Source organism: Kocuria flava (assembly GCF_001482365.1).
In the GTDB taxonomy this organism is placed as follows: Bacteria; Actinomycetota; Actinomycetes; order Actinomycetales; family Micrococcaceae; genus Kocuria; species Kocuria flava.
In genome coordinates this window covers 3346236-3358869 of record NZ_CP013254.1, presented here as the reverse complement: position 1 = coordinate 3358869, position 12634 = coordinate 3346236, and the positions used below count along the sequence as shown (strand labels likewise).

Below are 12634 nucleotides of genomic sequence, written 5' to 3'. Positions count from 1 at the left end.
CGGCGCTCAGCTGCCGTCCGGGTCGTCGCGGTCCGGCCGGTCGGCGCCCAAGCCGTCGGCACCGGGGTCCTGCCCGGGCTCGGGCACACCGTCCTCCGGGGTCCAGCGGGCGCGGGCCAGGTCCACGCGCACGTCCCCGTCCCCGGAGCCCCGCACGGGCGTGCCCTCGTCCCGCCAGCGCTCGCGGGCCTCGGGGCGCAGGTGGGGCGGCAGCGTGCCCTGCGCCGTGACCACCCGCCACCAGGGCAGGTCCGCGCCGGTGGGGTTGCGGGCCATCAGCGTGCCCACGAGGCGCGCGGAGCGGCACTCCGCGAGCTCGGCGACGTCCCCGTAGGTCAGCACGTGCCCGGCCGGGATCGCCGCGACGATCCGTGCGACCCGGACGGCGAGCTCGCCCGGTGCCGTCACAGCGCGTCGGGCCCGTCCCCGGGCAGGACCACGTCCACGACCCACCGGCCGTCCTCCGGGCCGGCCTCGGCCCGGCCGCCGAGCAGCGAGACGCGCTCGGTGATCCCGCGCAGGCCCAGGCCCGAGGACAGCTCGCCGCCCCGGGTCTTGGTTCCCGTGCGGGGGAGCGGGTTGGTGACGCGCAGGTGCAGCTCGTGGTCGGCGGCCGTGACCTCGATCCGGCAGTCGGCGCCGCGCGGGGCGTACTTGATGATGTTGGTGACCGCCTCCTGCAGGATCCGTGCCGCGGTGCCGCGGGCCGTGGTCGGCATCGCCTCGAGGTCGCCCGTGATGACCACCTGCGGCGCGAAGCGCAGGTCGGTCAGGCTCGCCGCGAGCGAGGTGACCACGTGCTCGAGGCTGCCGATGGCCAAGCCGGCGCCCGTGACGTCGCGGGGGTGCTCGCCGTCGTTCTCGTTGCGCAGCAGCCGCAGGAGCACCCGCAGCTCGTACAGCGCCGAGCGCGCCGCGCCCTCGACCGTCTCGAGCACGCCGTGCAGCTCCTGGAGGTCCTCCGAGCGGCGCCGGCTCATCGTCTGCATCGTGATGAGGGTCAGCTCGTGGGCGACGACGTCGTGCAGGTCCCGGGCCAGCGCCTGGCGCTCGTCCTCCCGCAGCCGCTCGTTGAGGATCTCGAGGTCCCGGACCCGCTCCTCCGCGCGCCGACGCTGGGCCCCGAAGTAGCGGATCGCGGAACCGATCAGCGCGCCGACGATGGTCACCGCGCTCAGACTCCAGAAGATGATGGATTCGTCCGGGTGCTTCACCGCGGCGAAAAGGATCCACGCGCCGTACACCGACAGGTGAACGGTGACGAAGCGCCGCGTCGCCGTCGCCACGACCGCCGTGGTGATGACCGTCGCCGTGAGCGCGGCCATGGGGTACTGGTCGATGTGGAGTGAGAAGGCCAGGCACCCGAGGGACACCACTGCTGCCCATGTCGGACGGCTGGCCAGCATCCCGATCGCGACGTAGGCGAGGACACTGTCGATCGCGGACTCGATGTGGTCCGCGTCGATGCTTCCGTCCAGCCACGCCTGGAAGATGTCACGCAGGTCGTCGAGCACTGCAAACGTCGCAATAAGCAAAAGCACCGTGCGCAGCCACCGAGCCAGGGGCTCGGAGTGGAAGAAGGGGATCTTCCGGGCTGCGCGCGGCGCTTGTGCTTGTCGCTCGGCTGTCGTGCTCACTAGGAGAGGTCTAGCACACGGTCACCGTGGCTCAGCACCAGAACGGAACGTAGTAGCAGATCGTGGCGCGGGGGCCCATGGGGATGATCACGCCGGCGGCGTTCGCGGGGGCGACCGGCGCCACGATGAAGGACGCGGCGAGAGCGGCGGAGGCGAGAGCGGTGGTCAGCTTCTTCATGTTCATGGGGGGCTCCTGTGGATCGGCAGTGCAGCACCGGATCGGGGGGAGCGGCGGGAACCGTCGGGGGAGAGTCGTTCCTGCCGCCAGGGGGGGTGTGCTGCCCTGATGTCCACTACTTTGCCAACGCGAACTACCTTCATCCAGCCACCTTTGTCCAGTGCTCGCGTGACTATTGTCGAAAGTTACCCCTTGCGCATGACCCTGCATGGAAAAGAGACTGGTCGGCGTGAGTGATTGCAGAGTCCTGGTCGTGGACGACCAACCCCTGATGCTGGAGGCCCTCAAGTCCTTCTTCTCCGCCGAGCCGGGGTTCGAGGTGATCGGCACGGCCTCGAACGGCAAGGAGGGGGTCGACCGCTGCGCGGCCCTGGACCCCGACGTGGTGCTGATGGACATGAAGATGCCCGTGATGGACGGCATCGAGGCCACGAGCCTCATCACCCGGCACAGCCCGCGCTCGAAGGTGCTGGCGCTGACCACCTTCTCCACCCTGGAGTTCGTGGTCCCCGCGCTGCGCGCCGGCGCCGCCGGCTACCTCGTCAAGGACGCCCGGCCGGAGGAGATCATCACCGCTGTCCACCAGGTCATGGACAACGAGATCGCGCTCTCGCCGGCGATCGCCCGGGCGCTGGCCGACAACGTCATCTCGGTCCCGGACACCCAGTCGCGTCCCGCCGACGACAACCTGCGGTCCCTGCTGACCGACCGGGAGATGGAGACGGTCACCCTCCTGGCCCAGGGCCTGAGCAACCGGGAGATCGCCGCGCAGATGCACGTCTCCGAGGGGAGCGTGAAGGCCTACCTCGGGCGGGTCTGTGAGAAGTTCGGGGTCCGCGACCGGGTCCAGGCGCTGATCAAGGCCTATCAGAGCGGTCTCGTGGAGCCGCAGCTGCGCGACGTCTGAGGCGGTGCCGCCGGTCGCCGCCCCTGGACCTGCGTCCAGCGGAGGTGTAGACGAAAGTGCATTCAAACACATCGTGCACTGGGGCAGACTCGTCAGTGCGAGCAGAGAAAGAACGTCGGTGGATGGGTGAGAGACATCCGCCCGGCGCGCGGCCCGAGTCCCCCCACGAACGGCTGCGCGCAGGACCGGATGGTCCACCGACCTGCTCACGGTAGGGGGCCGCCCCGGACCCGTCCCCCCGGTCCCGGAACGGCCGCGCAAGGCCTGGATCACCTTGCACCCCCCCCCTCGGCCCAGGGCCCCCTACCGTGCATCTGCCCGGCACGACCCCCCGCGTGCACCTCGTGGCGAGAACGGCGGCCCCACCGGAGTCCGGTGGGGCCGCCGTCGTGCTGTCCGCGGCCGGGGCGCGGGCGCTGGGTCAGGAGCCGCCGGAGGCGGAGGGCGTGCCGGCGCTCGGCCGGACCCGCACCTCGCGTGCCGCGCGCCCCTGCCGCTGCTGCTCCTCCTGCTCCACGCGCAGGCCGAAGAACCACGTGATGTGCTCCCGCAGGGCGGCCGCGGCGTCCTCGCCCCGGCGGTCCCGGAACGCCGCGAGGATGGCCTCGTGGTGCTCCTGGAGGGTGCGGCGCACGGCCGGCCAGTCGTCGAGGCCGGCGACCGTCTCCTGCACGTAGCCGATCATCGCCTGGCGCAGCGAGGCCATGATCGTGCCGACGACGACGTTGCCGGCGAGGGAGGCGAGCACCACGTGGAACTCGGCGTCGCGGGCGTGGAAGTCCTCGTCGGGCAGCCCGGGGTCGTCCATGGCCGCCACCAGCTCCGCGGCCCGCCCGAGCGCGGCATCGCGCTCGGGCCCGTCGGGCACGGCGGTGGCCTCGTGGGCGGACTGGGTCTCGAGCAGCAGGCGGGTCTGCACCAGGTCGCGCACGGGCAGGGACCGGGTTGCCACGTGCATCCGCAGCGCCCAGGCCAGCGCGGCCGAGGGCTCGGAGATCACGATCGCCCCGGCGTTCGGGCCGGAGCCGGTCGAGGAGCGGACCAGGCCCATGGCGTCGAGGATGCGGATGGCCTCGCGGACCGAGGCCCGCGAGATGCCGAACTCCTCGGCGAGGGCCCGCTCGCCCGGCAGCTTGTCGCCCACGGCGATCCCCCCGGAGCGCAGGCGGTCCTCGAGCCAGTCGAGGACGACGGTGTAGGTGCGCGATGGCGCGGGCACGGGCCGCTCCTGGGGTCGGGGGTCAACGGTCCATTCTAGGAACCCCGCGGCCGCCCGTCCGCGAGGCGTCCGCAGGGTCCCCGCGGGAACCCACGGTGGCGACGAGCCCCCACGCCGGATGCGCCGGGGCGTGGGGGCTCGTGCGGTCGAGGGGATCTCGCGGGTTGCGAGGGGATGAGGGGAGGCGGCGGGTCAGGAGGTCGGGAGCATCCAGGCCAGCACGTTGGACTGCAGGAACACCAGGGTGCACAGCAGCACGAGCAGGCCCACCGACCACCAGATCACCGAGCGGAAGATGGCGGACTCCTTGCCCTCCATGCCCACGGCCGTCGCGGCGATGGCCAGGGACTGCGGGGAGATCATCTTGCCGACCACGCCGCCGGAGGTGTTGGCGGCGGTCATCAGGTGCGGGTCCAGGCCCGTGCCCTCGGCGGCGGTCTTCTGCAGGTTGGAGAACAGCGCGTTGGCCGAGGTGTCCGAGCCGGTCACGGCGGTGCCGAGCCAGCCGAGCACGGGGGAGAAGAAGGCGAAGGCCGCGCCGAGGCCGGCGACCCAGGTGCCGATCGCGATGGTCTGGCCGGAGAAGTTCATGACGTAGGCCAGGGCGAGCACACTCATGATGGTCAGTGCCGAGAAGCGCATCTTCCAGAAGGACCGGCCGATCTCCGCCACGGCGTTGCCGACCGAGAGCTTGAAGCGGCCGTTGGCGGTGAACACGGAGTAGATCACGGCCACGAGCAGACCGGTGATCAGCAGCAGCGTGCCGGGGCTGGAGAGCCACTGGAACTTGTAGACCGTGCTGGTGATCGGCTCGCCGGCGCCGTCGACGAGGCGCCCGTCGAGCCCGGGCCAGGGCACGGCCACGTCGGTGGCGGCCAGGGCGGCGGGGACGTCGGCGCCGAGGGTCCACAGCTTGGCGATGCCGAACACGGCCACGACGAGCACGTAGGGCAGCACGGCCATCCACACGCGCGCCGGGGTCAGCCCCTCGGGTGCGGGCGGCTTCTCGACGCCCAGGCGGGTGCGCACGCCCTCGGCGCCCTTGGGTCGCCAGAAGCGCAGCAGCACCACGGCCGAGGCCAGGCCCACGAGGGAGGCGACGACGTCGGTGAGCTCGTAGGAGAAGTACGTGGCGCACCACCACTGGGCGATCGCGAAGGAGCCGCCGATCACGAGGGCGGCCGGCCAGGCCTCCTTGAGCCCGCGGGCGCCGTCGATGATGAGCAGCAGGATGAAGGGCACCAGCAGCGCGAAGAACGGCGCCTGGTGGCCCACGACCGCGCCGATCCGGGCGGGGTCCAGGCCGGTGAGCACGCCGGCGGTGGTGATCGGGATGGCCACCGCGCCGAAGGCCACGGGCGCGGTGTTGGCGATGAGCACCACGGTCGCGGTCTTCAGGGGCTTCAGCCCCAGGGCCAGGATCATGGTCGCGGTGATCGCCACCGGGGCGCCGAAGCCGGCGAGGGCCTCGAGCAGGCCGCCGAAGCAGAAGGCGATGAGGATCGCCTGGATCCGCAGGTCCCCGCCGCCGATGGTGTCGAAGATCGTGCGCATGTCCTCGAAGCGGCCGCTGAGCACGGTCACCTGGTAGAACCACAGCGCCATGACCACGATCCACACGATCGGGAAGAAGCCGAAGACCGCGCCCTGGGTCGCGGAGAGCACCGCCAGTCCCAGCGGCATGCCGAAGGCCAGGACGGCGACGACGACGGCCACCACGAGCGCGGTCGCGCCGGAGAGGTAGGCGCGGGCCTTCACGCCGAGGAGCATGACGAAAAAGGTGAGCAGGGGGACGGTGCCGACGAGGGCGGAGAGCGCGACGCTCCCGCCGACGGCGTCCGTCGTCGAGGTGAAGGTGGTCACTCGGACTCCCGGGGTTCGGGGTGGACAGGAGGGCGCGGTCCGTTATGGTCGGACCACAGTGGTCTGACCACGTAGGATACATGACCTGCATCACAGGGCAACTCCGTGCCGGTCCGTTGCGCCGCCTCCCGGAGGGGCGATTGTGGGGTGGATCTCACTGGTCTACTATGGTCAGACCACAGGGGCCGGTGCGCCCCGCCGTCGTCGTCCCGGACCCGGAGGTCGCATGAGAATCGCCCTGTTCGCCACGTGCATCGTGGACGCGATGTACCCCCGCGTGGCCCTGGCCACCGTGCGGGTGCTCGAGCGCCTGGGCCACGAGGTCGTCTTCCCGCCCGGCCAGGGGTGCTGCTCGCAGATGCACGTCAACAGCGGGTACCTGGCCGATGCCCTGCCCGTGGTGCGCAACCACGTGAAGGCCTTCACGGCCGCCGACTACGACGTCGCCGTGGCCCCCTCCGGGTCCTGCGTGGCCTCGCTGGGCCACCAGCAGCCGATGGTCGCCCGCGCCGGCGGGGACGAGGAGCTCGCGGCCGCCGCCGAGGCCGTCGCGGGGAACACCTACGAGCTCTCCCAGCTGCTCACCGACGTCCTGGGCGTCACCGACGCCGCGGCCCAGCTGGGCTCGTGGTTCCCGCACACGGTGACCTACCACCCCTCCTGCCACGGGATGCGCCTGCTGCGCCTGGGCGACCGGCAGAAGGACCTGGTGGCCTCGGTGGCCGGGGTCGAGCTCGTCGAGCTGCCCGACGCCGAGGAGTGCTGCGGGTTCGGCGGGACCTTCTCCTTCAAGAACCCGGACGTCTCCGCGGCGATGGCCGAGGAGAAGATCGGCAACATCGAGGCCACCGGCGCCGAGCTGTGCACCGGCGGGGACGCCTCCTGCCTGATGCACCTGGGCGGGGCCATGGCCCGCCGGGGCACCGGGGTGGGCACCGTCCACTTCGCCGAGATCCTCGCCTCCACCCGCCGGAACCCGCTGGAGGTCTCCGGGCCGGTGGAGCTGTCCATCCCGCGGCGGCCGGCGCGCCCGTCGTCGTCCGTCCCGACCCAGACCGCAGGAGGTCCCCGATGAGCCGCACCGCCCTGGGCATGCCCGCCGTGAGGCCCGTGCACGGGCACGGCCGGCTGCACACCGCCGTCCCGTTCCCCGAGGCCGCCGAGGCCGAGCTGGGCAACACGCAGATGCGGGCGAACATCCGCCACGCCACCCACACGATCCGCGGCAAGCGCGCCCGGGTCGTGGAGGAGCTGCCCGACTGGGAGGAGCTGCGCAGCGCCGGCTCGGCGATCAAGGAGCAGGTGATGGCGCACCTGCCCGAGCTGCTCGAGCAGTTCGAGGCCAACGTCACCGCCCGCGGCGGCACCGTGCACTGGGCCCGCGACGCCGAGGAGGCCAACCGGATCATCACCGGGCTCGTCCAGGCCACCGGCTCCACGGACGTCATCAAGATCAAGTCCATGGCCACCCAGGAGATCGCCCTCGACGACCACCTCGAGGCCCACGGGATCACCGCGACCGAGACCGACCTGGCGGAGCTGATCGTCCAGCTGGGCCACGACCGGCCCTCGCACATCCTCGTGCCGGCGATCCACAAGAACCGCCACGAGATCCGCGACATCTTCCTCGAGCAGATGCCCGAGACCGACGAGAGCCTCACGGCCGAGCCGCGCGACCTCGCCGAGGCGGCCCGCAAGCACCTGCGCGAGAAGTTCCTCTCGACCTCCGTGGCGATCTCCGGGGCGAACTTCGGCGTGGCCGAGACGGGGACGCTGACCGTGGTCGAGTCCGAGGGCAACGGACGCATGTGCCTGACCCTGCCCGAGACCCTGATCACCGTGATGGGCATCGAGAAGATCGTGCCCACCTTCGAGGACCTCGAGGTGTTCCTGCAGCTGCTCCCGCGCTCCTCCACGGGGGAGCGGATGAACCCCTACACCTCGATGTGGACCGGGGTCACCCCCGGGGACGGGCCGCAGGACGTGCACGTGGTGCTGCTGGACAACGGCCGCTCCGCGGTGCTCTCCGACCCGAAGGGCCGCTCGGCGCTGCACTGCATCCGCTGCTCGGCGTGCCTGAACGTCTGCCCGGTCTACGAGCAGGCCGGCGGTCACGCCTACGGCTCGACCTACCCGGGGCCCATCGGCGCGATCCTCTCCCCGCAGCTGACCGGCATCACCTCCGAGCAGAACGCCTCCCTGCCCTATGCGTCCTCGCTGTGCGGGGCCTGCTACGACGTGTGCCCGGTGAAGATCAACATCCCCGAGATCCTCGTCCACCTGCGCGACGAGGACGTGCGCACCCAGCACGGGGAGCGCTCCGACGACGGCGCCGCAGCCGCACCGGCCCGGACCCGGCGCACCCCCAAGGCCCCGTCCCAGATGGACCTCCTGATGAAGGGCGCCTCCTTCGTCATGTCCTCCGGCCGGCGGATGGCGCTCGCCGAGAAGGGCCTGCCCCTGGGGCGGGTCGTCGCCGGGAAGGACCGGGCGATCTCCTGGCTGCCCGGGGTGGTGGGCGGCTGGACCGACGAGCGGGACATCCCCGCCCCGCCCAGGGAGTCCTTCCGCAACTGGTGGGCCGGCCACGCCGGCGAGACCGACCAGCGCCTGGCCGCCGACGGGGCGGCAGGCCCCGCGGACGTCCCGCACGACCGCCCCGGGGATGCCCAGCCCGTGGACGCCCCGCACGACCGCCCGGAGGAGGACCGATGAGCACCGCGCACACCGAGGCCAAGGCCGAGATCCTGGCGCGCATCCGCGGGGCCCTGCACGACGCCCCGGCGCCCGCCCCGGCGGCCCGCACCTACCGGAGGACCTCCGGGCGGGCGGGCGCCGAGGTCATCGAGATGCTCGAGGACCGGCTGGTCGACTACAAGGCCGGGGTCCACCGCGAGACGCCCGAGTCCCTGCCCGGGCGGATCGCGGAGCTGCTCGGCGCCTCGGCCCGCTACGTGGTCCCCGCCGGGATCGACACGGCGTGGCTGCCCGAGGAGACCGCCGCCCGCCGGGCGATCGCCGACCCCAACGACGCCCGCACGCCCTCGGCCCTGGGGGTGCGCGAGCTCAACGCGGTCGACGCCGTGGTCACCTCCTCCACCGTCTCGTGCGCCGAGACCGGCACGATCTTCCTCACCGGCCGCCCCGACGAGGGCCGGCGGGCGATCAGCCTCGTGCCCGACCACCACATCTGCATCGTCCCGCTGGAGACGGTGGTGGAGCTGATCCCCGAGGCCCTGGCCCGGATCGAGCCGACCGCGCCGGTCACGATGATCTCCGGCCCCTCGGCGACCTCGGACATCGAGCTCGAGCGCGTCGAGGGCGTCCACGGCCCGCGCCGGCTGGACGTGATCCTGCTCGGCTGAGCCCGGCCGAACGGGCCGGGGCGCCTCGCCCCGGCCCGCCGGCGGCCGTCCCCGGGCGGCTACATCGACTCCGACGGGGTCATGATGACGAAGACCTCGCCGTCCGGGCCGGCCGCCACCGCCATGCGCCCGTACTCGAAGTCCGAGGGCTCCGAGCTGACCGTGCCCCCGGCGGTGCGCACCCGCTCGGCGGCGGCGTCGACGTCCTCGACCTGGAAGGCCACGCCCCACCCGGGCTGGGCGGCCCCGGCGTTCGGGTCCGGGCCGCCGATCCCGCCGGCCGGCCGGTCCCCGCCGGGGACCGTGAACAGGGCGTAGGGCATCGACTCGCCGCCGATGTCCTGGTACTCGTAGCCGAAGAGCCGGCCGTAGAAGTCCCGGGCCGCGGCCGGGTCGGCGGTCATCAGGTCGCACCAGGCCACCGCGCCCGGCTCCTCGGTGCGAGTGAAGCCGACGTGCTCCTTGGCCTGCCACAGCCCGAAGGTCGCCCCGGTGGGGTCCGTGAGTATCGCCATCGAGCCGAAGGGCCCGACCTCCATCGGCTCGTAGACCTGCGTGGCGCCAGCCTCCACGGCCGTCGTGGCGTGGGCGGCGATGTCGCCGGTCGCGAGGTAGACCGACCACGCGTGCGGGGCGGACTCCATGCCCTCCATCGTGGGGGAGAGGCCCGCGACCATCTCGCCGCCGACCTGGGCGTTGCAGTAGCCGCCGTACTCGGGCTGGGACGCGGTGTAGTCCCAGCCGAGGACGTCGCGGTAGAAGGCCTGGGTCCGCTCCAGGTCGGTGGCCATCAGGTCCACCCAGCAGGGCGTGCCGGCGGGCCAGGGGTTCGAGTGCGTGGTCATGACGATCGTCCTCCGCAGTGCTGCTCACGTTCGGGATGGATGTGCCGGGAGGCCGCGCCGGCCGGTGTGACCCCCGACACTCCTCATGCTAGGAAGCGCCCCGGACGCGCTAACGGCGGCTCCGTCACATCCCGGCGCGGACGTTCCGTGCCGCGGCGGAGGGGGAGGAGCACACTGGGACCGTGCGACTGCTGCTGCTGACCTCGGGCACCCGCGGGGACGTCGAGCCCTTCGCGGCGCTGGCCCACCGCGCGACCGCCGCCGGCCACGAGGTCCGCCTCGGCGTCCCCGAGAACCCGGGGGTGGACCTCGCCGGGCTGGACGCGGTCGGCCTCGACGTCGACTTCCACCGGCTGGTCGCCGAGCACGGCATCTCCCCGTGGACGGCCGTGCGGTACTTCCGCCGCGAGGTGGGCCCGGGCATGCGGCGGATGCTGGCCGCCGCGGTGCGCGAGACCCTCGCCTTCCGGCCCGACGCGGTGGTCCACCACGCCAAGGTCCTCACCGCACCCGCCGCGGCCCGGGCCCTCGGGGTGCCGCACGTGCTCGTCGAGGCGGTGCCCGTGCTCACCCCGACCGGCGAGTTCCCCGCGCCCGGCGTGGTGCACCGGGACCTCGGGCCTCTCAACCGGTCCACCTACGCCGTGGGCCGCGGCGCCACCCGGATGTTCCGCCGCGATCTCCTCCGCGCGTGCGCCTCGCTGCCGGGCGGGAACACCGGCGCCGTGGCGGCCGCCCTGGCGCCGCCGACCGCGACGCTCGTGGCCGCGAGCCCCCAGCTGCTGGCCCGGCCCGCCGACTGGCCGGCGAGCGTCCACCTCACCGGCGCCTGGCACGACTCCTCGCCCGGAGCGGCGCTGGAGCCCGCCGTCGAGGACTTCGCCCGCAGCGGGCCCTTCCTGCTCGCGATCTTCGGCTCGATGGCCGCCGGGGACCCGCTCGCCCGGGGACGTGCCGTGGTCGGGGCCGCCCGGGCCCACGGGCTGCGCACGCTGCTGCTCACCGGCTGGGGCGGGCTCGCCCTGTCCGAGGACTGCGCCGGCCCGGACGTGCTCGTGCGGGCCGGGGCGCCGCTGGACCTGCTGGCCCCGCACGCCGCGGCGGCCGTCCACCACGGCGGCGCCGGCACCGTGCACGCGGTGGCGCGGGCGGGCGTGCCCGCCGTCGTCGTCCCCTTCCTGGCCGACCAGCCGTTCTGGGGGCGGCAGGTCCACGCGCGGGGCCTCGGCCCCGCGCCCCTGTCGCGGCGCAGGCTGACGACGACGGCGCTCACCGCGGCCGTCGGCGAGGCGCTCGGCTGCCGCCGCAGGGCCCAGGAGGTGGGGGAGCGGATCCGTCAGGAGGACGGGCTCGCCGCGGCGCTCGCGGTGCTGGAGGACCTGCCGGCGCACCCGTGACGGCCCGCCCGCTCCTCTGGGACACTGGCGCACAGCAGGACCGGAGCGGAGCGCGGGAGGCGTGGGCATGCGGGTGCTGGTGCTGGGCGGGACGACCTTCATCGGCCGCCGGGTGGTCGAGCGGCTGCACGCGCGGGGGGACCGCGTGCTCGTCGTGCACCGCGGCGGGCACGAACCGCGCCCCTGGGTGCCGGTGGGCCACCTGCACACCGACCGGCGCGATCTCGCCCGGCACACCGACCGGATCCGCGAGTTCGCGCCCACGGCCGTCGTGGACGCCTACGCCCTGACCCGCGCCGACGTGACCGCGGTGCTCGACGCGCTCCCCGAGGTGCCCACCGTGGTGCTCTCCAGCCACGACGTCTACGAGGCCTACACCGGGCTGCGCACCGGCCGCTGCACCGCGGCGGTGCCGCTCGACGAGCAGGCCCCGCTGCGCGCCGAGCGCTGCCCGTACCGCGGTGCCGGCCTGCCGGGGATCCCGGAGGACTACGAGAAGCTCGACGTCGAGGAGGCCTGGGCCGGGCGCGGGGCCGTGGTCCTGCGCCTGCCCATGGTCTACGGCCCGCACGACGCGCAGCACCGCGAGGACGTGGTGCTGCGGCGGATCCGCGCCGGGCGCACCCGCATGCCGATCGGAGCCGGGAACCTGCTGTGGTCGCGCGCCCACGTCGACGACGTCGCCACCGGCGTGCTCGCCGCCCTGGACACCCCCGCCGCGGCCGGGGCGACGTTCAACCTCGCCGAGCCGGCCGTCCTGCCGATCCGGGCATGGTTCGAGCAGATCGTCGAGGCCGCCGGCGCGTCCCTCGAGCTGGTCCGGGTGCCCGACGCGGCGCTGCCGCCCGAGCTCGTGCTCACCGGCGCGCCTGCCCAGCACCTGCTGTCCTCCGTGCACCGGGCGCAGGAGGTCCTCGGCTGGGCGCCCGGCGACCCGGCGGAACGGGTGGCCGAGTCCGTCCGCTGGCACCTGGCGCATCCGCCGGAGACCGGCTGGACCGAGCAGGACACCGTCCTCGACGACGCAGCGCTCGCCGCCGCCTGAACCGCCGGCCGGAGAGGTGCCGGCCAGGGCCCGCGTCTCGTGGTCAGCCGCACGTCTCCGGCATGTCCGGGAAAGGACAATTCTGCTGATTGTGCCGCCTTTCGCCGTGGAATGACGGAACTCGGTATTCCGGAAATCACAATGGTGAGGAAGGATTTGACAGTGCTTTTTGGTGGAC

The 12634-nt window shown here is 73.4% G+C and carries 12 protein-coding genes; 6 read left to right on the top strand and 6 right to left on the bottom strand.

All coding sequences use genetic code 11. The features are described from left to right. Positions 1 to 6 precede the first annotated feature (6 nt). The 3 genes from AS188_RS15000 to AS188_RS16990 are packed head-to-tail and all read right to left on the bottom strand — an operon-like array spanning position 7 to position 1821. On the bottom strand, positions 7 to 408 hold the full coding sequence (locus AS188_RS15000; RefSeq protein ID WP_186815348.1) for an MGMT family protein: 402 nt from the start codon (positions 406 to 408) through the stop codon (positions 7 to 9). Continuing rightward, on the bottom strand, positions 405 to 1637 hold the full coding sequence (locus tag AS188_RS14995) for a sensor histidine kinase (RefSeq protein WP_147050491.1): 1233 nt from the start codon (positions 1635 to 1637) through the stop codon (positions 405 to 407). Before AS188_RS14995 ends, AS188_RS15000 begins: the two co-directional genes overlap by 4 nt. A gap of 31 nt (positions 1638 to 1668) precedes the next feature. Further along, the gene (locus AS188_RS16990) at positions 1669 to 1821 is read right to left on the bottom strand and encodes a hypothetical protein (RefSeq protein ID WP_157570931.1); all 153 of its coding nucleotides are present in this window, start codon (positions 1819 to 1821) and stop codon (positions 1669 to 1671) included. A 247-nt stretch (positions 1822 to 2068) separates the two neighbouring features. On the opposite strand from AS188_RS16990, the gene AS188_RS14990 reads away from it, so the two are divergent. Continuing rightward, a complete protein-coding gene (locus tag AS188_RS14990) occupies positions 2069 to 2722 on the top strand; it encodes a response regulator (protein WP_261766167.1) in 654 nt (217 codons plus the stop codon). 421 nt (positions 2723 to 3143) lie between these two features. Here the strand turns inward: AS188_RS14990 and AS188_RS14985 are convergent, their stop codons facing one another. Continuing rightward, the gene (locus AS188_RS14985; RefSeq protein ID WP_058859513.1) at positions 3144 to 3941 is read right to left on the bottom strand and encodes a FadR/GntR family transcriptional regulator; all 798 of its coding nucleotides are present in this window, start codon (positions 3939 to 3941) and stop codon (positions 3144 to 3146) included. 192 nt (positions 3942 to 4133) lie between these two features. Then, positions 4134 to 5804, bottom strand: coding sequence for an L-lactate permease (locus AS188_RS14980; protein WP_058859512.1), 1671 nt, complete (start codon positions 5802 to 5804; stop codon positions 4134 to 4136). 226 nt (positions 5805 to 6030) lie between these two features. Between AS188_RS14980 and AS188_RS14975 the strand changes: the two genes are divergently transcribed. From AS188_RS14975 to AS188_RS14965, 3 genes are read left to right on the top strand one after another with little or no spacing between them, the layout of a single operon-like run. Beyond that, positions 6031 to 6879, top strand: a complete 849-nt coding sequence (locus AS188_RS14975; RefSeq protein ID WP_058859511.1) for a (Fe-S)-binding protein — start codon at positions 6031 to 6033, stop codon at positions 6877 to 6879. After that, positions 6876 to 8519, top strand: coding sequence for a LutB/LldF family L-lactate oxidation iron-sulfur protein (locus AS188_RS14970; protein WP_236945003.1), 1644 nt, complete (start codon positions 6876 to 6878; stop codon positions 8517 to 8519). The genes AS188_RS14975 and AS188_RS14970 overlap by 4 nt, the downstream gene beginning before the upstream one ends. Then, positions 8516 to 9169, top strand: a complete 654-nt coding sequence (locus tag AS188_RS14965; RefSeq protein WP_058859510.1) for a LutC/YkgG family protein — start codon at positions 8516 to 8518, stop codon at positions 9167 to 9169. Before AS188_RS14970 ends, AS188_RS14965 begins: the two co-directional genes overlap by 4 nt. A gap of 59 nt (positions 9170 to 9228) precedes the next feature. On the opposite strand, the gene AS188_RS14960 is transcribed toward AS188_RS14965, so the two are convergent. After that, positions 9229 to 10014 carry a VOC family protein gene (locus AS188_RS14960; RefSeq protein WP_058859509.1) on the bottom strand — a complete coding sequence of 262 codons (786 nt, stop codon included), beginning with the start codon at positions 10012 to 10014 and terminating at the stop codon, positions 9229 to 9231. A gap of 182 nt (positions 10015 to 10196) precedes the next feature. On the opposite strand from AS188_RS14960, the gene AS188_RS14955 reads away from it, so the two are divergent. Then, entirely contained in the window at positions 10197 to 11411 is a 1215-nt protein-coding gene (locus tag AS188_RS14955) for a glycosyltransferase (protein WP_058859508.1), read from the top strand. Between the two features lie 67 nt (positions 11412 to 11478). Further along, positions 11479 to 12456, top strand: a complete 978-nt coding sequence (locus tag AS188_RS14950) for an NAD-dependent epimerase/dehydratase family protein (RefSeq protein WP_147050494.1) — start codon at positions 11479 to 11481, stop codon at positions 12454 to 12456. The last annotated feature ends 178 nt before the right edge of the window (positions 12457 to 12634 follow it).

What these genes read in the sequence shown, in the direction of transcription:
- AS188_RS16990 (WP_157570931.1), bottom strand. Translation starts at nt 1,821, where the DNA reads ATGAACATGAAGAAGCTGACCACCGCTCTCGCCTCCGCCGCTCTCGCC.
- AS188_RS14975 (WP_058859511.1), top strand. Translation starts at nt 6,031, where the DNA reads ATGAGAATCGCCCTGTTCGCCACGTGCATCGTGGACGCGATGTACCCC.
- AS188_RS14970 (WP_236945003.1), top strand. Translation starts at nt 6,876, where the DNA reads ATGAGCCGCACCGCCCTGGGCATGCCCGCCGTGAGGCCCGTGCACGGG.
- AS188_RS14965 (WP_058859510.1), top strand. Translation starts at nt 8,516, where the DNA reads ATGAGCACCGCGCACACCGAGGCCAAGGCCGAGATCCTGGCGCGCATC.
- AS188_RS14960 (WP_058859509.1), bottom strand. Translation starts at nt 10,014, where the DNA reads ATGACCACGCACTCGAACCCCTGGCCCGCCGGCACGCCCTGCTGGGTG.
- AS188_RS14950 (WP_147050494.1), top strand. Translation starts at nt 11,479, where the DNA reads ATGCGGGTGCTGGTGCTGGGCGGGACGACCTTCATCGGCCGCCGGGTG.